Raw genomic sequence first — 21,800 nt, 5'->3', positions numbered from 1 at the left:
GTCGATTCATGCTGAACTTGCAAAGTCGTTAGGGCGGCGGCCTCGCCCCTCTCATGAACGCGATGGTGTCGACATGGGCGAATGGAAAAAATTTATCGCGGGCGGCGTGCTCGTCCTCGGCGCCGTCCTCGCGATGGTCATTTATGCGGACTGGAACCAAGCCGTTCAAGTCATATCGATGGGCGTTAATTATATCCGCTATGTGGGCGCCCCCGCAGGAACCATCGCCACCGAAGTCGCGGCGAGTTCCAGGCAATCGACGCCCGCTCGACGCAACTCGCCTTCACCGGCCAATGGGGCCGACGCGGGAGACAAGGATTGGCCGAGCTACAATAAGACTCTGACCTCGAATCGCTTTTCTACGCTCGATCAGATCACGGCGGCCAATGCCGCAAATCTGAAGGTTCTCTGCACCTATGACACAGGGCAATATACGGGATTTACGAGCGGGTTGCTGAAGATCGGCGACTCTCTGATCTTCACGACCGAATTTGATATTTTCTCCATCAATCCAAATGATTGCACCCTGAACTGGCGAGTCCACGAGGACTATCAGCCGGCGACCCCGCAAGGCGTGTCTCGCGGCGCCGCCTATCTCGACGGCGCGCTTTTCCGCGGCGCGCAGGACGGGCGCGTTCTCGCCTATGATTTCAAGACCGGCGAACGGCTTTGGGCAACATCCATCGCCGACCCCAAGAAAGGCGAAAGCGCGCCTGCGGCGCCGATCGCATGGAACGGACTTGTCTTCATCGGCAACGCCGGCGGGGACATAAAGGGCGTCAAGGGCCGCATGTATGCGCTCGACGCGAAGACCGGAAAGATCGTCTGGGAGCTTTATCTCGTCCCGAAAGCTCCCGGCGACGTCGAGCGCGGGCCGCAGGGCAAATCGACGCTCGACAATTCCACCTGGGAAAGGCCGCCCGGATCGCCAATCAGCGGCGGCGGCACATGGACCTCCTACACGCTCGATCCAGAAAGCGGCCTGCTTTATGTGCCCGGCGGCAACCCAGGTCCCGACTTCGGCGCCGACATGCGCAAGGGCGGCAATCTTTACACCGGCTCGGTTGTCGTGCTCGACGCCAAGACGGGAAATTACCGGACCCATTACAAGCTCGTGCCGAAGGATTGGCACGATTGGGACGTCTCCGGCGCGCCGGCACTGATAAAGACTGCGGCGGGCAAGAACCTGATGGTCGTCGCTCCGAAAGACGGCCATCTTTATGGTTTCGACCTCTCGACTCAGGCGATGCTGTATCGTGAGCCCATGACCAAGGTCGAGAATGCCGACGTCGAATTTTCAGCCGGCCAGCCGGTTCATTTTTGCCCCGGCTCGATCGGCGGCGCCGAGTGGAACGGGCCGGCTTATGATCCGCAGACCAATCTCGTGATGATCGGGGAGGTGCAATGGTGCACGACAGTGACCTTGCAAACGAAGGAGCAAATGCAAGCCGCCAAGGCAGGACAGCCCTGGTCCGGCGAGGCGTCGCTAAATCCCTTTAATGTCTGGGGCAAGCAAGATCCATTCGGCGACTGGGCCGGCTGGGTCTATGCGGTTGACGCCGATAGCGGCCAATGGCGATGGCGGGCGAGGACGAATTATCCGATTCAGAGCGGCATGACCCCAACCGCTGGCGGCGTCGTGTTTTTCGGCGACATGGGCGGCAATTTTTATGCGCTCGACGCCTTTGACGGGCATAAATTATGGGGCAAGAAAATCGGCGGCGCCGTCGGCGGCGGCGTCATTACCTATTTGGCTGGCCAATCCCAACGGGTCGCCGTCTCCACGGGTCTGACCGAAATCCTTTGGCCAACGGAAATCACCACCGCCAAAGTTTCTATTCTCGGAGTCGATTAGGGTTTGTGGGCCAAGTTGCGCGTCCCTGGAGTCAAACTTTTAGGTCGAGCGGCACGCCGCGAAACCTGGCTCAAAATCGAAAACCCGCGCATGGACGAAACTTTACTTGGCCCGCGGATGCGCGTCGCGATAGGCTGCGAGGAGACGGGCGCTATCCACCGCCGTGTAAATTTGCGTCGTCGAGAGCGACGCGTGGCCCAATAGCTCCTGGATCGCGCGGAGATCGCCGCCGCGCTCGAGCAAATGGGTAGCGAAGGAATGGCGCAGGGCGTGCGGCGTCGCGGTCTCAGGCAGGCCGAGCGCGCCGCGCAGGCCCGCCATAGCGAGTTGCACGATACGTGGCGAAAGCGGGCCGCCTTTGGCGCCGACGAACATCGGCTTGTCCGGCGGCAGGACATATGGGCAGAGCGTTAGATAGGCCTCGATGGCGCGGCGCACCGGTGCAATGACCGGAACGCTGCGCGCCTTGCGCCCTTTGCCGAGAACCGTCAGCGCGTCGATTTCGCCGATCGGAGCCTCCGCGCGCTTTATGCCGAGCGCCTCGGAAATGCGCAGGCCGGCGCCATATAAAAGCGCGAGAACGGCGGCGTCGCGGGCGAGAATCCAGGCCGGCTTGTCCTCGCCGGCGCGGGCTTCGGGGCGCATCGCCTCGCGCGCCGCGCCTGCGGGCAGCGGCTTCGGGAGACGACGTTGGATCTTGGGCGCCCGCGCGAGCGCGAAGGCGCTTGTGGCGGTCTCGCCATTGCGTTCGAGATAGCGCGCGAAGGAGCGCAAGCCTGCGAGTTGGCGAAGAAGCGAGCGGCTGCCCGCGCCCTCGCCCCGCCGTTTGGCCATGAAGGCGCGCACATCCCCCGGCGCAAGCGCGCCGAATGTGGCGAGGCCCGGAGCGGCGCCGAAATGCACTGCCGCGAAGGCCAGGAATTGGCGCAGATCGCGCGAATAGGAGTCGATCGTATGAGCGGAGACGCGGCGCTCGCCGATCAAATGCCCAAGCCAATGCTGAGCCGCTTTCGCTAGCTCGGGATCGGCGGGCGAGAAGACGAGCGACGCGGGGGCTGCGGAGTCAGCGCTGGGGAGAGGGGCGGCGGCCATGGGGAGAGGATCGCGCCGCGCCCTTAAGACTTTATCAATTCCACAGGGATCGGCGTCAGAGAAAAGGTCGTCCGGCCATGGCCTTTCCCGCCTTGTCCAGACGCGCGCCTCGAACAGAAGCCGCGTTGTTTAGTGACCGTGACCGAAGCCCTGCGCCTTGGCTTCCGCCGCGACGGTCTTGATCTCCTCGACGGCCGCCTGGAACAGTTCATCGGCCTTGCGATGGATCTGATGGTCGGACTGCTCCACGCCGGCCTTGTCGAAATCGGCGCGAATGGTCTTGAAAATCTCGTCGGCGTGATTTTCCTCGAGATCGGCGGCGATCAGCGAGGTCGCGTAATCTTCCGCGTCTGCGCCGGTCTTGCCGAGCTTCTCCGCGGCCCAGAGCCCGAGCCATTTATTGCGCCGAACATTGGCTTTGAATCGCAGCTCCTCGTCATGCGCAAGCTTGGCTTCGAAGGCCTGTTCACGCTGGTCGAAAGTCGTCATGAGGCTCCCCATTTGGAAGTGTCAAGAAATCCGCCTTCGCGGGATGAGGCCTATTTTAGCGAAGTTTCGCGAAAAAGCCATGCGTCGCGCGGCAAGGTCGAAGCTCGATTTCCTTCTGTATTCGGTTGCTGAACTCTGCTAGAAAGTCGAGGCTGGCAACGAATTGGGAGAATCAATATTAGATATTTCTCAAGCGTTTGGCCCAGCATTGTGCGATCGTCCGCTTTCGGATAGGGTCGACCGGTCAGCTTGTTTCCAAGGCTGGAAAGAGCTAGGACCTCGGCCGAGTTTTCGGCGACGCTCGATGCGTAGCCTACGCCCGCCCGTCCGGACTCCGCAGCGCCGTTGCAGGTTTGGACTCGGCGCCTAGGACGTTCACAGGAGCCACGGCCGCCCATGGATCATCTCAAGCCACGGTTAATCCCAATGAATCGCCGCCGTCGCATTTATGAGGGCAAGGCCAAGGTCCTTTATGAAGGACCGGAGCCGGGCACGCTCATCCAGCACTTCAAGGACGACGCAACCGCTTTCAACGCCAAGAAGCACGAGGTGATCGACGGCAAAGGGGTGCTCAATAACCGTATCTCCGAGTTCATCTTCCAAAATCTCAACGATATCGGCGTCCCCACCCATTTCATCCGCCGCCTCAACATGCGCGAGCAATTGATTCGCGAAGTCGAGATCGTGCCGCTCGAAGTCGTCGTGCGCAATGTCGCCGCTGGCTCGCTCTCGACCCGGCTCGGCATCGAGGAGGGCACGCAGCTCCCCCGCTCCATCATCGAATTCTACTATAAGAACGACGAGCTCAACGACCCCATGGTGTCGGAAGAGCATATCACGGCCTTCGGCTGGGCGAGCCCGCAAGAGATCGACGACATCATGGCCCTCGCCATTCGCGTCAACGATTTCCTGTCCGGCCTCTTCCTCGGCGTCGGCATTCGCCTCGTCGACTTCAAGATGGAATGCGGCCGCTTGTGGGAAGGCGACATGATGCGCATCGCCGTCGCCGACGAGATCTCCCCCGATTCCTGCCGGCTGTGGGACATCAAGTCCAACGACAAGCTCGACAAGGACCGTTTCCGCCGCGATCTCGGCGGGCTTGTCGAGGCCTACACGGAAGTCGCGCGTCGCCTCGGCATCCTGCAAGAGGGCGAGGCGCCCCGCGCGGCCGGCCCTAAACTGGTTCAGTAAAAGCGCCGATCGGCCCGCTCCGGCCGAACTGGGGTGGGATTTGCGATCAGACGCAAATCGAACTATGCGGAGGCTTCGGCCTCCGTTTTTATTTGCAAATCCCGAGCGCTCTCGAGCGAAGATGAAAAGCTGGATCGATCCGAGATGAAAGCCCGCGTCACCGTCACGCTCAAGAATGGAATTCTCGATCCGCAGGGCAAGGCGATCGAGGGCGCGCTGAAATCGCTCGAGGTCGAGGGGATAGAGAGCGTCCGCCAGGGCAAGATCTTCGACATCGAGCTTGCGGCCGCCGATCGCGGCGCCGCCGAAGCTCTGCTCCGCCGGGCCTGCGAGAAGCTTCTGGCGAACCAGGTCGTCGAGAATTTCCATGTCGAGATCCTTGCGGCGCAATGAGTTGATCGAAGCATGAAGGCCGCCGTACTTCTTTTCCCCGGCTCCAATCGCGAGGGCGACGCCTTGCGCGCCCTCAAGGCCGCTGGCGCCGAGGCCGCCATTGTCTGGCATCGCGAGCGCGAGCTGCCGCAAGGCGTCGATCTCGTCGTGCTGCCCGGCGGCTTTTCCTATGGCGATTATCTTCGCTGCGGCGCGATCGCCGCGCGCGAACCCATAATGGACGCGGTCCGCGCCCATGCCGCGCGCGGGGGGCTCGTGCTCGGCATTTGCAACGGCTTTCAAATTCTCGTCGAGAGCGGCCTTCTGCCGGGCGTCCTGATGCGCAACGCCAATTTGCGCTTCATCTGCCGGATGCAGCATTTGAGCGTCGCGCGTGCGGATACGCCTTTTGCCTCACATTATGAGACGGGCCAGGTCATCAAGGTCGCAATCGCCCACGGCGAGGGCAATTATATCGGCGATGCCGAGACGATCGCGCGGCTCGAGGGCGAGGGTCTCGTCGCCTTCCGCTATTGCGACGCCAATGGCGCCATTGGAGGCACCGGCAATCCGAACGGATCGATGAACGACATCGCCGGGATTTATTCTGAAAGATTCAATGTTCTCGGCCTCATGCCGCATCCAGAAAATCTGATCGATCCGCTGGTCGGCGGGACGGATGGAATCGGCATGTTCGAGAGCTTGGCGGCGCGCGCCTGAAGGCCTCGCCTTCCCTTCCCCCGCTTGCGGGAGAAGGATCCGCGTGCCTATTACGCCGCAGGCCAAAATTGGACTTTCCCTTGCCCCTAAACCCCGACCCCGCCGTCACCACCGAGCTTGCCGCCGCGCATGGCCTCAAGCCCGACGAATATGAGCGCATTCTCGCCCTCATCGGCCGGACGCCGAGCTTTACCGAGCTCGGCATATTCTCGGCCATGTGGAACGAGCATTGTTCCTATAAATCGTCGCGGCTGCATTTGCGCCGGCTGCCGATCAAGGCGCCCTGGGTAATCCAAGGACCGGGCGAGAACGCCGGCGTGATCGACATTGGCGACGGCGTCGCCTGCATCTTCAAGATGGAAAGCCACAACCACCCCTCCTATATCGAGCCCTATCAGGGCGCGGCGACGGGGGTCGGCGGCATTCTGCGCGACGTCTTCACCATGGGCGCGCGGCCGGTCGCCTGCCTGAACCTCCTGCGCTTCGGCGCGCCGGACCATCCGCGCACGCGCCATCTCGTCGCCGGCGTCACCGCCGGCATCGGCGGCTATGGCAATAGTTTCGGCGTGCCGACCGTCGGCGGCGCGACCAATTTTCACAAAGGCTATGACGGCAATATTCTCGTCAACGCCATGGCCGTGGGCGTCGCCAGGACGGACGAAATTTTCTACGCCAAGGCGACCGGCGTCGGCAATCCGATCGTCTATCTCGGCTCCAAAACGGGCCGCGACGGAATCCATGGCGCGACCATGGCCTCGGCCTCTTTCGAGGCGGACGCCGAGGAAAAACGGCCGACCGTGCAGGTCGGCGACCCGTTCACCGAGAAACTGCTGCTCGAAGCCTGCCTCGAGCTGATGCGCACCGGGGCCGTCATCGCCATTCAGGACATGGGCGCGGCGGGCCTCACCTCCTCGGCGGTCGAGATGGGGGCCAAGGGCGATCTGGGGATCGAGCTCGATCTCGACGCCGTGCCCTGCCGGGAGCCCGGCATGTCGGCCTATGAGATGCTGCTCTCGGAGAGCCAGGAGCGCATGTTGATGGTGCTCGACCCCGGCAAGGCGCAGGAGGCCGAGGCCGTTTTCCATAAATGGGGCCTCGACTTCAAGATCATCGGCAAGACGACGGCGAACCTACGCTTCGTGGTCAAGCATCGGGGCGAGGTGAAAGCCGATCTGCCGATCAAAGAGCTCGGCGACGCCGCGCCGCTTTACGATCGCCCGCATATCGTCTCTCAGAAGCAGCCGCCGCTTGGAGCCATTGCGGCGCCGGTCTCGAACGCCGAGGCTCTGCTGCGACTCGTCGCTACGCCGGATCTCTGCTCCAAGCGCTGGATTTATGAGCAATACGACCATCTGATCCTCGGCAATACAGCGCAGGGACCCGGGGGCGACGCGGCCGTGATCCGGATCGGCGACGGCCCTAAGGGCTTGGCGCTCACGACCGACGTCACGCAGCGCTATTGCGAGGCCGATCCCTATGAAGGCGGCAAGCAGGCGGTCGCCGAAGCCTGGCGCAATCTCACCGCCGTCGGCGCCCTGCCCCGCGCGGCGACGGATAATCTCAATTTCGGCAATCCGGAAAAGCCGGAGATCATGGGCCAGTTCGTCGGCTGCATCGATGGGATCGCCGAGGCCTGCCGCGCGCTCGACTTCCCCATCGTCTCCGGCAATGTCTCGCTCTATAATGAAACAAGCGGGCGCGCGATCCCGCCGACGCCCGCGATTGGCGGCGTCGGGCTCCTCGAGGACGTGAGCCGCACCGCGACGCTCTCGATCAAGCGGCCGGGCGACGCGATCCTTTTGTTCGGAACGACCGAGGGCTGGCTAGGCCAATCGCTTTATTTGCGCGAGATTTGCGGGCGCGAGGAAGGCGCGCCGCCGCCCGTCGATCTCGCCGCCGAGAAGCGCAACGGCGACTTTGTCCGGGGCCTCATCAATAATCGCGCGCTCACAGCGGCGCATGACATCTCGGACGGAGGGCTCGCGGTCGCCCTCGCCGAAATGGCGATAGCCGGCGGGATCGGCGCGACAATCGAGACGCCCAAGGCCATTCCCTCGCCGAATTTCCTCTTTGGCGAGGATCAGGCGCGCTATCTCGCCACGGCTGCGCCAGAAAAAGCCGAAGCGATCCGTAATGAAGCGACAAAGGCCGGGGTCCCCTGTGAAATTATCGGGTCGACCGGCGGCGACGCGTTGACCCTTGGGGATGAGACCGCCATATTGTTGGCTGACCTATTGCAAGGGTACGAAAACTGGCTGCCCGATTATATGGCCGGCGGCGATCCCTGAGCGCTTCGGTGGGCGGCCGCGCAGCGAGAGACCGCCCCTGTCGCGGCGCATCATAAGGACGAGGACGAATTTCATGGCGATGGAACAAGCAGATATCGAGCGCCTGATCAAGGAAGGCATCCCGGACGCCAAGGTGCAGGTCACCGATCTCGTCGGCGACAAAGACCATTACGCGGCGGTGGTGATTTCCTCCGAGTTCACCGGCAAGACCAAACTGCAGCAGCATCAAATCGTTTACAAGGCGCTCGGCGGCAATATGGGTGGCGCCCTCCATGCTTTGCAGCTCACCACCTACGCGCCAAAATAAGGCTTTTGTCGGAAAGCTGACAAAGTCGCACCGCTTCAATCGCCCCGGCCGAGGCGAAGCTTTATCTGAAAGGATCCGGCAATGCCCATCAAGGATATTATTCAATCGACCATCGACAAGAACGACGTCGTTCTGTTCATGAAAGGCACCCCGAACTTTCCGCAATGCGGCTTTTCCGGGCAGCTCGTCCAAATCCTCGCCCATCTCGACGTTCCCTATGAGCATGTGAACGTCCTTGAAAATGACGAGATCCGTCAGGGCATCAAGGAATTCTCGAGCTGGCCGACCATTCCCCAGCTTTACATCAAGGGTGAATTCGTCGGCGGCTGCGACATCGTCCGCGAAATGTTCCAGTCCGGCGAGCTATCTGCCCATCTGACCGGCAAGGGCGTCGAGCACAAGGCTCCGGCCAAGGCCTGAGTCCGCCGCTCCGGCCAGCCGCACATATTCCGCCCGGCCTCGCGCCGGGCGTTTCATTTCCGGGCTCCGTGGCCACGCCGAGAGGGAACGCTCTGCTCGACGGTTCGGATAGCCCGTTGCTTCTCGGAAGTTTCCGCCGCGCATCGCTTGCCCGCCCTGGCCGCGTTCCGAGCAGGCCTAGCCCTGAAGCGCCTTCAGCAGCGCCAAAGCCTCTGGCGAATCCCATTGCGCGGGCCCGGCGAGCGTCCCGATCTCGCATCCATCCTTGCCGATAAGGATCGTCGTCGGCAGGCCCAAAATCTTGCCGGCCTGCTTCAAGGTCTGAAAAATATCCGCCGTTTCATCAGCGTAAAAGGCGAGATTCTTCACCCCGATCTCGTTCAGAAAGGCCTTCGGTCGCTCGAGCTTCGCCGTGTCAATATTGACCGCGACGACCTGAAAATCCTTGGAGCCGAGCGCCCCTTGAAGACGGTCCAGCGCCGGCATTTCTTGCCGGCAAGGCACGCACCAAGTGGCCCATAGGTTCAAGATAAGATCGCGACCCTTGAAATCGGCGAGGCTCACACGCGCGCCATCCGACCCTTTGAAGGCGAGCGCGGGAACCGGGCGAGACGCCTTTGCAAGGCTCAGCGCCGCAAGCTCGCCGCGAGCCAAGGGCTGAAGCCGCGCGGCCTTGGCCGCCGACTCCTGGCAAGCCGGGTCGCTTTCGGCAACCTTGCCGGAAGGCGGCTTGATCGCGTAAAGCACCCCGACAACGACTACAGCGGCCGCAACGAGGCCAGCCGCGACCGAGAGGCCACGCGGAAGACCCGGCCGCTTCTCCTGTTTAGAGACTTGCTGCGTCATGCCGACATCCTTCACGATCCGTCTGCGGTTCGGTTGATCGCTATCATGCACCGGACCCTGGTTTCAATGCATAGCGGCCGGCGGCGCAAGCGTCACTTTTTCGGCATTGTCTTTTAGAGCGCGATCAAAATGAGCAACAAGATGTGGGGCGGCCGGTTCGCGAGCGGACCCGACGCCATCATGGAAGAAATCAACGCCTCGATCGGCTTCGATTACCGCCTCGCCTTGCAGGACATCGCGGGCTCCAAGGCCCATGTGGCCATGTTGGCGCAAGCGGGAATCGTGACCGAGGCGGACGCCGCGGCGATTGCGCAAGGGCTCGACGCCATTCGCGTCGAGATCGAAAGCGGAACTTTCGTGTTTTCCCGCGCCCTCGAGGACATCCATATGAATGTCGAGTCGCGGCTGACAACCCTCATCGGCGCGGCGGCCGGGCGGCTTCATACCGCGCGATCGCGCAATGATCAGGTAGCGCTTGATTTCCGCCTTTGGATTCGCGACACGATCGACGCGCTCGACCTGCAATTGCGCGATTTGCAAGAGGCCCTGGCGGAGAAGGCCCTCGCCCATGCCGGCAGCGTCATGCCCGGCTTCACTCATATGCAATCGGCCCAGCCCGTCACCTTCGGCCATCATCTTCTGGCCTATGTCGAAATGCTCGCCCGCGACCGCTCGCGCTTGCGCGACGCCAGGGTCCGCCTCAATGAATGTCCACTCGGCGCTGCGGCCCTCGCCGGGACGTCGTTCCCGATCGACCGGGAGGCGACCGCCGCGGCGCTCGGCTTCGATCGGCCGACGGCCAATTCGCTCGACAGCGTGTCCGATCGCGATTTTGTTTTGGAGACGTTGAGCGCGGCGGCGATCTGCGCCGTCCATCTGTCGCGCTTCGCCGAAGAGATCGTGCTTTGGGCGACGCCGCAATTCGGCTTCGCCTCTCTCTCTGACAAATTCACGACCGGGTCGTCGATCATGCCGCAAAAGCGCAATCCCGACGCGGCAGAGCTCGTGCGCGGCAAATCGGGGCGCATCATCGGTGCGCTCAGTGGCCTGCTCATCGTCATGAAGGGCCTGCCGCTGACCTATTCCAAGGACATGCAGGAGGATAAGGAAGGCGCCTTCGACGCACTGCAATCGCTTTCGCTCTGCCTCGCCGCGATGACCGGCATGGTCCGCGATCTCGAGCCGGATCTCGCGCGCATGAAAGCGGCCGCCGGCGCGGGCTACGCCACTGCGACCGATCTCGCCGATTGGCTGGTGCGCGAGCTGAAGCTGCCTTTCCGCGAGGCGCATCACGTCACCGGCCGGCTCGTCGCCCTCGCGGCGGGGAAGAACATCGGGCTCGACGAGCTGACGCTCGCCGAGATGCAATCCGTCGAGCCGAACATCCGCGACGACGTCTACGCCGTTCTCGGCGTCGACAACTCGGTCGCGAGCCGCACGAGCTATGGCGGCGCGGCGCCATCCAATGTCCGAGCGCAGGCGGAAAATTGGCTTGCGCGATTAAAGTGAGAAGAATCCTCTCTGAGAAACCTATCGTAGGCGATAGCGTCTCAAAGGATGCGGCGAGCGCTCGAGCCGACGTCCTACCGGCTCGAGCTCGGCCTCGTCGCCATGAAAGCCTTTGAAGGATGGGATCGTTCTGAGACGGCGCCTACCGCCAGACGCCCAACGCCGCGTTCTCGATCGGTTCGCGCTTTCCCTCGGAAATTGATCTGTCGTAAGCCGTTTTTCTTAGGCTTTGGATAATGGGACCTTCGGCGCCGCTCCGTCGCGGGGCGCAGCGTTTCTGAAAAAGAAACCGATGGGAGGAACCATTCATGCGCGCCAATTTCCGAAGCATCTTCGGCGGCCTCGCCGCAGGGACGATTTTCGCGACGCTCCCCTTGCTCGCCGGCGCGGCGCAGGCGCAAGTCAAGAAGCCAACGCCGCCCCAACAACGCCCGGCGCAAGAGCCGGCGCAGCCGCCGGCCGAGCCGAAATCTCCCAACCAAAAGAAGCCGAATATTCTTGTGATCATGGGCGACGACGTCGGCTGGTTCAACATAGGAGCCTATCATCGCGGCATCATGTCAGGCAAGACGCCTAGCCTCGACAAGCTCGCCGACGAAGGCATGATCTTCACGGATTATTACGCAGAGGCGAGCTGCACGGCGGGCCGCGCCAATTTCATCACCGGCGAATTGCCTATCCGCACCGGCCTCACCACCGTGGGTCAGGCGGGCGCCGACGTCGGCCTGCCGGACCAGGCCGTCACGCTCGCCACTGTGCTGAAGGCGCAGGGCTACGCCACCGGCCAGTTCGGCAAGAACCACCTCGGCGACCTCAACAAATTCCTGCCGACCGTGCACGGGTTCGACGAGTTCTTCGGCTACCTTTATCACCTCGACGCCATGTCGGACCCCTACTGGTATTCCTATCCCCAGGATTGGGTCGACAAATACGGGCCGCGCACGCTGGTGCACAGCTTCGCATCGGACGTCGACGATGCGACCGAGCAGCCGCGCTGGGGCAAGATCGGCAAGCAGAAGATTATCGACGAAGGACCGCTCGCGCCCTTCCCCGACATGAAGGACATGCAGGGCTGGCAGGAAGGCCGCAAGGCGAAATACGACATGGAGACTTTCGACGAAGTGCTCGTCAAGTCTTCCGAAGCCTTCATGGACAAGGCGAAAACGGCTGGAAAGCCCTTCTTCGTCTGGCACAACACGACGCGCATGCATGTCTTCACTTTTCTGCCGCCGAAATATCAGGCGCGCATGAATGCGACGGGTAATTACGGGCTCGAAGAAGCCGGCATGGCGCAATTGGACGACAGCGTCGGCGCGCTTCTCAAGCATATCGAGGACATGGGCGAGACCGACAACACGATCGTCATTTTCACCACCGACAATGGCGCGGAAGTGTTCACCTGGCCGGATGGCGGCATGACGCCCTTCAGGTCGACCAAAGGCACGATCTATGAGGGCGGCTTCCGCGTTCCGGCGATCATCCGCTGGCCGGGCAAGGTCAAGCCGAGATCTGTTGAGAACGGAATCTTCTCCGGTCTCGACTGGCTGCCGACGCTCGCCGCCGCCGCCGGCGCCCCCGACATCAAGGACAAGCTTCTGAAGGGCGTTGAGCTCGGCGGCCGGACCTACAAGAATCATCTCGACGGTTACGATCAAACGGATTTGCTACTGGGCAAGGGGCCGACCGCACGGCATGAAATCTTCTACTTCGGCGGCCCGCATCTCGGCGCGCTGCGGCTCGACGACTTCAAATACCAGTTCTTCCAACAGCCCTATGGCTGGCCGGGCGAAAAGGTCGACACCGACATGCCGACCATTATCAACATTCGCCAGGATCCGTTCGAGCGGACGCCGTCAATTCGCGGCGAAACGCTCAACAATCTCGGCGGCGGCTATATGAACGACTTCATGGCGCGCGAGTTTTGGCGCTTCGTGCTCGTCCAGAAAGAAGTGGCGAAGCTCGGCGAGACGGCGATCGACTATCCGCCGATGCAGGCGCCGGCGACGTTCAATCTCCAGGCTGTGAAGGAGAAAATTGAAGAAGCCATCAAAGCCCACGAAGGGCAATAGATTTCGCAGCGGCGGGCGCGCTCTGGAGCGTCCGTCGCCGCTCGAGCGCTGACACGGAACCATACTCTCGCGAGAAGCTCATGGCCGATGACGCCGCCGCGCCTGTGTCAAATCGGCAACTCTAAGACAGAAAACAGGCGTGCGGGTTGCGCAACCGGTAGCCGACGATGGTAATAGGCTCCAAATTAATTTTCGCCCGGAAGGCGCCGCCGCCTTCGACGAAAGCGGCAGTTGGAGTTCTGCATGCATAGCCCGTTTAGGCCCGCCGCCCCGAAATCCCTCTCAGCGACGCTTTGTCTCGGCGCGCTCCTAGCCGTCAGCCAGCCAGCGGCGGCGACCGAATACGGCCTCGGTAATTATCTCCTCGGATATAGCCTACCCATGACCGGCTTCACGCCCCCGCCCGGCGTCTATTACTCGAACACGTTTTATCTCTACTCTGGCAGCGCAAGCCCGACCATCAAGTTTCCTTTAGGCAAACACCTCGACGCCGGAATCGGCTACAGCATAGTGGCGAACATAAGCCAAATCTCCTGGGTCACTGACTTGAAGATTCTCGGCGGCTCGCTCGGCTTCGCCGCCCTCTTGCCTCTCATCGCTGAGCGCACCACGGCGAGCCTCGAATTCGTCGGCCGCTTGGGCGTCCAGCGCGAATGCAGTCGGACAGGGAGCACGAATGCGCTCGGCGACAGCGCCTATGCGGCCTTCATCGGCTGGGATTCGGGCGAGCATCATTGGAACGCGACCCTCACCGGGTTCGCCCCGACAGGCTATGATTCATCCACATCGATTAGCTTCACCGGCTTGAATCGGCCGGGCGTGGACATCAAGGGCGGCTACACCTATCTGAGCCTCCAGACCGGATTTGAAGCCTCGGCCGCGCTCGGCATAACCATCAACGCCGTCAACAGCGCGACGAACTATCAAAGCGGAGACGAGCTCCATTTCGAAGGGGCGCTCATGGAGCATTTGCCCTTCGGCCTCGCAGCGGGCGTCGGCGGCTATTACTATCAGCAGGTGACGCCGGACAGCGGCTCGGGCGATAGACTCGGCGCCTTCCGTGGGCGCGTCGCGTCCATCGGGCCGCTGTTGACCTACACATTCCAACAGGGCGCGCAACAGGTGACTGTAAGCGGCCGATGGTTCCATGAGTTCGACGTGGCCAATCGCGTCCAAGGCAATTCGGTCTTCGCCTCCCTCTCCTTTCCTCTCTAGCGCCAATCGGCTCGGCGAGGACTGCTCGACGGTAGCAGAATGTATGGAGCCAGCGCCGCCAGAAGATCGATCCGCGCGCGCGCCGGCTTAACGGCGCTCGCCGCTGGCTTCGCTCTGGCCACGCTGGCTTTTGGATTTTTCGCGCGCGCCGAACCGCAAGCCGAGGCGCCCGCGCATTTCGTCGGCGCATCGGCTTGCGCTTCCTGCCATGCCGCCGAGACAGAGCGCTGGAAAGTCTCGCATCACGCTCAGGCGATGCGGAACGCTACGCCATCGACCGTTCTCGGCGATTTCAACGGCGCGCGGCTCGAGCATTTCGGCGTCGTCACACATTTTTCCCGCGCCGGCGAAAAATTCATCGTTCACACCGATGGGCCCGACAGCGTGGCGCATGATTACGACATCGCCTACACGTTCGGCGTTTTTCCGCTGCAGCAATATCTGATCGCCTTTCCCGGCGGACGCTATCAGGCGCTGGGCGTCGCCTGGGACAGCAGGCCCAAGGCGCAAGGCGGCCAGCGCTGGCTCCATCTCTATCCCGACCAAGCCTTGCGTGCCGGCGATCCGCTCCATTGGACCGGCCGCGACCAGACATGGAACTATCAATGCGCCGCCTGCCATTCGACGGATCTGCGCAAGAATTATGATCTCGCAGCAAACGCCTATTCGACTGCATGGAGCGATGTGAATGTGGGCTGCGAGGCCTGCCACGGTCCCGGCTCGCGCCATATCGCCTGGGCCAAGGAACATGCCGGCCCCTCGGCGCCGTCCGAGGGCGCGCCAGCGGAGAGCGCCGTCGGCCCGCGGATGGGATTGACGACGCGGCTCGAAGACGCTGCGCTCGACCAATGGCGCATGAATTCGACGACCGGCATCGCTCAGCGCGTCGCCCCCGCGACAGGACGAGAACTCGAGATTTGCGCGCCTTGCCATTCCCGCCGCAAGCCGATCGCGAAAGACCCATCTGTCGGCGCAGCCGTCCTCGACGGCTATCTGCCGGCCCTGCTCGAGCCCGGCCTCTATCACGCCGATGGGCAGATCGACGGCGAGGTTTTCGAATATGGCTCGTTTCTTCAAAGCCGCATGCATCACGCCGGCGTCGCCTGCTCCAACTGTCACGAGCCGCATGGCGCGAAGCTGCGTGCGGAAGGCAATGCGCTTTGCGCTCAATGCCATTTGCCGGCGAAATTCGACGTCGAAGCGCATCATCACCACGCGCCGGGAAGCGCGAGCGCGCAATGCGTCAATTGCCACATGCCGACCAAAACCTACATGGAGGTCGACGCGCGGCGCGACCACAGCTTGCGAGTCCCGCGCCCGGATCTCACCTTGACGCTGGGCGCGCCGAACGCCTGCGCCAAATGTCATGCCGACAAGCCGGCCGACTGGGCGGCGCGCGCCGTCGCCGCTTGGTTTCCTGCAGGACGCCAGACCAGGCCTCATTATGGCGAGGCTCTCGCGGCGGGCCGGTCCGGCGCCGCAGATGCGGAGCAGCGCCTCATCGAGCTGGTCGTAGATCGAGACCAACCCGCGATCGCGCGAGCGAGCGCTCTCGCGCTTTTATCGCTCTACGCCACATCCGCTTCGGAGAGCGCGATCAAAACGGCGATCGCTGATCCAGATCCGCTGGTTCGCTCTGCGGCGCCGCGGGCGCTGCCTTCGCCGCCCCCGGCGACCTTGGTTCAGGTCGTCGCGCCGCTCCTCGGAGATTCCTTTCGCGCCGTCCGAATCGAGGCGGCGCGCGCGCTCGCCGGCGCCGATCACAACGCGCTGACGCCAGAGCAGGAGAGCGCTTACGCAAAAGCGTATCTAGAACTCTACGATTCCGAAATGGTCGACGCAGACCGGCCCGAGGCGCATCTGAACCTCGGTCTTTTGGAGATCCGCCTCCGGCATCCGGCCGAGGCGGAAGAGCAATATAGTACCGCTCTTCGCCTAGACCCGAATTTTACGCCGGCGCTCATCAATCTTGCCGATCTCGACCGCATGCGAGGCCGCAACGAGAGCCTGGATCTATTGCGCAAAGCCATGGCGCTGGACCCTAGAAGCGCCGACGTCAGGCATTCGTTAGGATTGGCGCTCGTGCGGCAGCGCAATTACGCCGACGCGCTTCCGCAATTGCGCGAAGCCCACGAGCTCGCTCCCGATAATGCGCGCTACGCCTATGTCTATGCGGTGGCGTTGCATTCCATCGGCGCGCGCGATCAGGCCATGACGCTGCTCGCGGAGACGCATCTGAAGCGTCCCGCGGACCGCAACGTTCTTCTGGCGCTCATATCCATGGCTCGGGAGTCCGGCGATGTCGCGACTGCGCTCGCCCATGCCCGGGAGCTTGCGGCGCTCGATCCAACCGAAGCGCAATATCGCGATCTAGTCCGCGCTCTCGAAAGCCGCAAGGCGCAATAAAGCGCTGCGCTTTCGCAGGAACGACGGCTTGAATTCTGCGACGGTCCCTATGGACTCCGCGCACGGCGACGCTATCTAAATCGCGCCGGCGCTACAGCCGTGAACCGGAGGAAACCAATGACTGTAATGGATCGCCGCGCGATGCTCGGGACTTTCTTCGGAGCGTCCGCAATCGCTGTTCTTGGCTTGGAAGCAGCGTCGAGCGCCGCTTTATCGGCGCCCCTATCGACGATGAAGGCCCCGCCGACTCCGGCGAATAATCTCGTCCAGGACGCAGTCGTGGTGGTGCGTAGGCCGCGCCGCAGAGTGTGTTGGTGGCGTAGGGGGCGGCGCGTCTGCGCCTGGCGTTAGAGTTTTTAAGGGCGGCACGCAGCGCCGCCCTTTATTCTACCCAGTATTGGATCCAAGTCGCGCAGGCCTCGCCGCTGAAGCGGGATGCGCCGAAAGATCGCTTTGTCGCGCCCCTCAATGGGCCTGCTTGGCCAATTCCGGCTTTTGCTTCGCCGCTTTTGCGCGCGCCCGCCATTCCTCGAAGCGCTGCAACACGACAAAGACGGACGGGACGAAGGTCACGGTCAGAATCGTCGATCCCAACATGCCCGTCAGGACCGCGATGCCGATCGACTTTTGCGCATTGGCCCCGGCGCCGGAGCCGAGCACCAGCGGCACGACGCCGAGAATAAAGGCGAAGGACGTCATCAGGATTGGGCGGAAGCGGGAACGCGCGGCCTCGACCGCCGCAATCAGAATATCATGGCCTTCCTTGATCCTGAGCTCTCGGGCGACTTCAACGATCAGGATCGCGTTCTTGCTCGACAAGGCGATGAGCAGGATCAGACCGATCTGTGTGTAGAGATTGCTCGCGACCCCCAACCCGATGAGCGCGCCGGCGGTGCCGAGCAGGGCGAGCGGCACCGAGGCGATCACCGTCACAGGCGCGATCCAGCTTTCATATTGTCCCGCCAGGACGAGATAGACCAAGAGGAGGCTCAGCCCGTAGACAAAATAGATCTGCCCGCCGACCTGCTTCTCCTGAAAGGACATGGCCGTCCAGTCATAGCCGGCTCCGGGCGGCAATGTGCTCTTGGCGATCTGCTCCATGACCGAAATGCCCTGGCCGGAGCTATAACCCTGCGCGGTATTGGCCATAACGGTGGCGGCCGGATAAAGATTATAGAGACTGATCAGCGGCGGGCCGGCGACCGTCTTGATGTCGGCGACGGTGCCGAGCGGAACCATGTCGCCGGAACTGTTCTTGACCTGGAGGGTCCGCAGCGACTCGGCGTTGACGCGCGCCGAGGCCTCGGCCTGCACATAGATCTGAAACACCCGGCCGAATCTGTTGAACTGGCCGACATAGCTCGAGCCCATGTAGGCGCTCAACACGTCGAGCGCGCTGCCGAGCGGCACGCCGAGCGTCTCGGTCTTGACCCGATCAAAGGCGACGTCGAGCTGCGGCGCGTCGGCCTGGAAATAATTGCGCGCCAGCGAGAACATCGACTGTTGCGAGGCCCGGTCCGCCACGGCGTTGGCGAGCCGCTGCAATTCAGCGTAGTCGAAGCTACCGTCGCGGATCTCGACCTTCATCGTCGCGCCGGCGACATTGCCTACGCCCTGGATCGGCGGCGGCGGCATGACGAAGGCCACCCCATCCTCGAGCGTTGCGACCCGCGCCGACAGGGCGTTGTAGAGACCGAGCAGATCCTCGCCTTTACCGCGCTTATCCCAATCCTCGAGGATGACATAGGCGACGCCGGCGTTGGAGAGGCTCGCATTGTCGTTGAGCGCGGCGACGCCCGATATCGCCACAACCTGCTTGACGCCCGGCTGGGCCTTCACCCGCTCCCGGACTTCGTCCAGCGCATGCACGGTGCGCTCGAGCGCGGCGCCCTCGGGCAATTGCACGATCACGAGAAAATAGCCCTGGTCCTCGATCGGCAAAAAGGCCGTCGGCACGCGGCTGAGGCCGAAGCCGGAGAGCACGACGAGGCCGACGACGACGGCCGTCATGAGCCCGGCATGCTCGACCATGCGCGTGATCAAGGCCGCATACCCGCGCTCGCAGACGTTATAAACGGCGTTGAAGCCGCGGTAGAAGATATTGCGCTGCTCCGGGGGCGTGACATGCCGTAGCCAGAGCGCGCATTGCGTCGGCTTCAGGGTCATGGCGTTGATTGCGCTGATCAACGCGGTGGCGGCGATGACGAGCGCGAACTGGCGATACATCTGGCCGCTGAGGCCCGGCAGGAAGGCCGCCGGCACGAAGACCGCCATGAGCACGAGCGTGATGCCGATGATCGGCCCGAGCAGCTCTTCCATGGCCTTGACCGCGGCGTCATGCGAGGAGAGCCCGCGCTCGATATGTTTGGCCGCGCCCTCGACCACGATGATCGCGTCGTCGACCACGATGCCGATCGCAAGAATAATCGCGAACAAGGTGGAAAGATTGACGGTGAAGCCGAAGGCCGCAATAGCGGCGAAGGCGCCGATGATGGTGACCGGAACGGTGGTCGCCGGCACGAGAGTCGCGCGCCAGTCCTGGAGGAAGACGAGGATGACGACCAGCACAAGAAAGGCCGCCTCGATCAGCGTCTTATAGACTTCATGGATGGCCGCGCCGACGAATTTCGTCGTGTCGAACGGAACGGCCCAGGTCACGCCCTGCGGAAAAGACGCCGCAAGCTCGGTCATGCGGCCCTCGACGCGCTTGGCGACGTCAAGCGCATTGGCCTCGGGAAGCTGGACGATGGCGAGGCCGGCCGACGGGCGCCCGTCGAGCTTGAAGTCCTGGCTATATTGCTGCGCGCCGAGCTCAATCTGGGCGACGTCCTTCAGGCGCGTGACCGGGCCGCCGCTCTCCTGCGCCGCCTTGACGATGATGTTCTCGAACTCGGCGACTTTGTCGAGATTGCTCGGGACGTTGATCGTGTATTGGAAATTCTGTCCCGGCGGCGCCGGCGGGATGCCGACCTGGCCTGCGACCGTCGAGCGGCTTTGCAGGTTCACGGCGCTCGTCACGTCGGAGGGCGAGAGCTTGCGCGCCTCCAATTTCTGCGGATCGAGCCAGATCCGCATCGCATATTGGCTCGCCCCGAAAATCGACACATTGCCGACCCCGTCGATGCGGGAGATTGCGTCGAGCAGGTTGATGGTCGCGTAATTCGACAGGAAAAGACTGTCGTAGCGGCCGTCCGGCGAGTTCAGCGCGACGATCTCGAGAATGGAGGTCGAGCGCTTGTTGGTCTGCACGCCTTGAACTTGCACCGCCTGCGGCAGGGTCGACATCGCCGTCGACACGCGATTTTGGACGAGGATTTGCGCCTTGTCCGCATCCGTGCCGATCTTGAAGGTGACGGTGAGCGTATATTGTCCGTCGCTCGTGCTCATCGACGACATGTAGATCATGCCCTCGACGCCATTGACCTTCTGCTCGATCGGAAGCGCGACGTCGCGCACGACCGTGGACGGGCTCGCGCCCGGATAGCGCGCCGTCACCTGCACCGTCGGCGGCACAACGTCGGGATATTGCGCGACTGGCAGGCCGAGAAGGGAGACGAGCCCCAAGATCACGATCAGGAAGGCGATGACATTGGCGAGAACCGGCCGGTCGATGAAGAAGCGCGCGATCATGGCTGGTCCCGCGAGGCCGTGGCTTCAGTCTCCAGCGGATGGACCTGATTGCCGGGAATGGCGCGCTGCAAGCCGCCGACGATGACCTTCTCGTCCGGCTTGAGCCCGGATTTGATGATCCTGAAACCGCCATCGACTCGATCGCCGACGTCGACTCGGCACTCCTCGACAATATTCTTGTCGTTCACGATCAGGAGATATTGGCCCGCTTGCGACGTGCCTAGCGCGATCTCGGGCGCGAGAACGGCCTCGGCGTCACGCTCGATCGGCAGCCGCACGCGCACGAACAGGCCGGGAAGGAGCGGCGTGTTCTTATTGTCGAGAACCGCCCGGACCGGGAGCGTGCCCGTGTTTCGATCGATCTCAGGCGCGATATAGTCGATCACGCCGGAATGCGGATAGTCCGCCTCGGTCTGCAGCCCAACGTCCACCGGAACCGGCTGGATCTCGCGCATGGTCACGCCGAGCTCGGCGAGCCTTTGCCGGATCCTGAGCACTTGCTGCTCGTCGACATTGAAATTGACATAGATCGGATTGACCTGGACGATCGTCGCGAGCTTGGTCGGGCCGTTTGCGCCGACAAAGGCGCCGATGTCGGCGAGGCGCGCCGAGACGATCCCATCGAAGGGCGCGACGATGGTCGTATAGTCCAGACTGCGCTGAGCCTGATCGACCTGGCCCTTGGCCTGCGCCAGCGCCGCATAGGTCGAATCGCGCTTCGCCTTGGCCTCGTCGAGGGAGGCGACCGAGGAAGATTGTCGCGCGACCAGCTCCTGCTTGCGCTTAAGATCGGCGTCGGCCTGCACGAGAAGCGCCTCCTGCTGCTCCTGTGCGGCCTTGGCGATCGCCAAGGCGATCTTGTAGTCTTGAGGATCGATCTGGAACAGGAGATCGCCCTTCTTGACCCTCGCGCCGTCCTTGTAGCCAAGCGTCTGCAGAAAGCCCTGCACGCGGGCGACGAGATCGACCCTGTTGTAGGCCGCCGTGGAGCCGGTCAGCTCGCTATAAAGCGTCACCTTACGTTGCTGCGACTTGACAACCGTGACGTCAGGGACGGGTGGCGGTTGATATTTGTTTTCGTTGCAACCGGTCAGAGCCAGAAGCGACAAGGCCCCGGCCGCCAAAACGTAACGCAGCTTCGCCGCAATGTCCCGCGCCATAGCCCGATTCCCAGTTCCGATTCCCTATGTTTTGAACGTTCGGAAAGCACCAGCGCGGCCATCGCCGCGAAGATGAGCCTTCATCCCGCTTGTCGTCTCAGCGAATCTCGCCGCAAGTTAACCTCTGTCGTCAGCTAAAACCAGCAGGCGAACATAATTTCCTCGGCTTCAACGACTATTCATCGAGGCGCCATAGGATCAACCGATCTGTCGTTCGGGAACGTCTTGACC

16 protein-coding genes are annotated in these 21,800 nt (G+C 62.7%); 11 read left to right on the top strand and 5 right to left on the bottom strand.

Features of this window, described 5'->3' with window-relative positions:
• Nucleotides 1-73: 73 nt before the first annotated feature.
• The gene (locus tag METAC_RS0120200; protein WP_026608414.1) at nt 74-1,855 is read left to right on the top strand and encodes an outer membrane protein assembly factor BamB family protein; all 1,782 of its coding nucleotides are present in this window, start codon (nt 74-76) and stop codon (nt 1,853-1,855) included.
• 102 nt (nt 1,856-1,957) lie between these two features.
• On the opposite strand, the gene METAC_RS0120195 is transcribed toward METAC_RS0120200, so the two are convergent.
• Both METAC_RS0120195 and METAC_RS0120190 read right to left on the bottom strand, forming a co-directional pair.
• Nucleotides 1,958-2,947 (bottom strand): tyrosine recombinase XerC, encoded by a 990-nt coding sequence (locus METAC_RS0120195; RefSeq protein WP_051335723.1) that lies wholly within the window; start codon nt 2,945-2,947, stop codon nt 1,958-1,960.
• Between the two features lie 129 nt (nt 2,948-3,076).
• Entirely contained in the window at nt 3,077-3,436 is a 360-nt protein-coding gene (locus tag METAC_RS0120190) for a DUF1476 domain-containing protein (protein WP_026608412.1), read from the bottom strand.
• Between the two features lie 396 nt (nt 3,437-3,832).
• On the opposite strand from METAC_RS0120190, the gene purC reads away from it, so the two are divergent.
• The 6 genes from purC (at nt 3,833) to grxD (ending at nt 8,734) form a co-directional block, all read left to right on the top strand.
• Entirely contained in the window at nt 3,833-4,627 is a 795-nt protein-coding gene (gene purC, locus METAC_RS0120185; protein ID WP_026608411.1) for a phosphoribosylaminoimidazolesuccinocarboxamide synthase, read from the top strand.
• A 144-nt stretch (nt 4,628-4,771) separates the two neighbouring features.
• Nucleotides 4,772-5,020 carry a phosphoribosylformylglycinamidine synthase subunit PurS gene (gene purS, locus METAC_RS0120180; protein WP_026608410.1) on the top strand — a complete coding sequence of 83 codons (249 nt, stop codon included), beginning with the start codon at nt 4,772-4,774 and terminating at the stop codon, nt 5,018-5,020.
• A 12-nt stretch (nt 5,021-5,032) separates the two neighbouring features.
• Nucleotides 5,033-5,719, top strand: coding sequence for a phosphoribosylformylglycinamidine synthase subunit PurQ (gene purQ, locus METAC_RS0120175; RefSeq protein WP_026608409.1), 687 nt, complete (start codon nt 5,033-5,035; stop codon nt 5,717-5,719).
• Between the two features lie 80 nt (nt 5,720-5,799).
• Nucleotides 5,800-8,007, top strand: coding sequence for a phosphoribosylformylglycinamidine synthase subunit PurL (gene purL / locus METAC_RS0120170; protein WP_026608408.1), 2,208 nt, complete (start codon nt 5,800-5,802; stop codon nt 8,005-8,007).
• Nucleotides 8,008-8,080: 73 nt separating this feature from the next.
• Nucleotides 8,081-8,314 carry a BolA/IbaG family iron-sulfur metabolism protein gene (locus tag METAC_RS0120165; RefSeq protein WP_026608407.1) on the top strand — a complete coding sequence of 78 codons (234 nt, stop codon included), beginning with the start codon at nt 8,081-8,083 and terminating at the stop codon, nt 8,312-8,314.
• Nucleotides 8,315-8,395: 81 nt separating this feature from the next.
• A complete protein-coding gene (grxD, locus tag METAC_RS0120160; protein WP_026608406.1) occupies nt 8,396-8,734 on the top strand; it encodes a Grx4 family monothiol glutaredoxin in 339 nt (112 codons plus the stop codon).
• 177 nt (nt 8,735-8,911) lie between these two features.
• Here the strand turns inward: grxD and tlpA are convergent, their stop codons facing one another.
• The gene (gene tlpA, locus METAC_RS0120155) at nt 8,912-9,580 is read right to left on the bottom strand and encodes a thiol:disulfide interchange protein TlpA (RefSeq protein ID WP_026608405.1); all 669 of its coding nucleotides are present in this window, start codon (nt 9,578-9,580) and stop codon (nt 8,912-8,914) included.
• 129 nt (nt 9,581-9,709) lie between these two features.
• On the opposite strand from tlpA, the gene argH reads away from it, so the two are divergent.
• The 4 genes from argH (at nt 9,710) to METAC_RS24695 (ending at nt 16,779) form a co-directional block, all read left to right on the top strand.
• On the top strand, nt 9,710-11,089 hold the full coding sequence (gene argH / locus METAC_RS0120150) for an argininosuccinate lyase (protein WP_026608404.1): 1,380 nt from the start codon (nt 9,710-9,712) through the stop codon (nt 11,087-11,089).
• Nucleotides 11,090-11,397: 308 nt separating this feature from the next.
• Entirely contained in the window at nt 11,398-13,158 is a 1,761-nt protein-coding gene (locus tag METAC_RS24705) for an arylsulfatase (protein ID WP_084143823.1), read from the top strand.
• Between the two features lie 243 nt (nt 13,159-13,401).
• Complete coding sequence (locus METAC_RS24700) at nt 13,402-14,373, top strand: SphA family protein (protein WP_036255748.1); 972 nt, start codon at nt 13,402-13,404, stop codon at nt 14,371-14,373.
• A gap of 39 nt (nt 14,374-14,412) precedes the next feature.
• A complete protein-coding gene (locus tag METAC_RS24695; protein ID WP_051335722.1) occupies nt 14,413-16,779 on the top strand; it encodes a cytochrome c3 family protein in 2,367 nt (788 codons plus the stop codon).
• 465 nt (nt 16,780-17,244) lie between these two features.
• Here the strand turns inward: METAC_RS24695 and METAC_RS0120125 are convergent, their stop codons facing one another.
• Nucleotides 17,245-20,409, bottom strand: a complete 3,165-nt coding sequence (locus METAC_RS0120125) for an efflux RND transporter permease subunit (protein ID WP_026608402.1) — start codon at nt 20,407-20,409, stop codon at nt 17,245-17,247.
• Nucleotides 20,406-21,569: an efflux RND transporter periplasmic adaptor subunit gene (locus METAC_RS0120120; protein ID WP_026608401.1), complete on the bottom strand. Its 1,164-nt coding sequence runs from the start codon at nt 21,567-21,569 to the stop codon at nt 20,406-20,408. The genes METAC_RS0120125 and METAC_RS0120120 overlap by 4 nt, the downstream gene beginning before the upstream one ends.
• Nucleotides 21,570-21,800: the final 231 nt, after the last annotated feature.

The sequence above is a fragment of the Methylocapsa acidiphila B2 genome (assembly GCF_000427445.1).
In the GTDB taxonomy this organism is placed as follows: domain Bacteria; phylum Pseudomonadota; class Alphaproteobacteria; order Rhizobiales; family Beijerinckiaceae; genus Methylocapsa; species Methylocapsa acidiphila.
The sequence above is the reverse complement of the archived record's forward strand: the minus strand, read 5'-3'. Positions and strand labels throughout refer to the sequence as shown.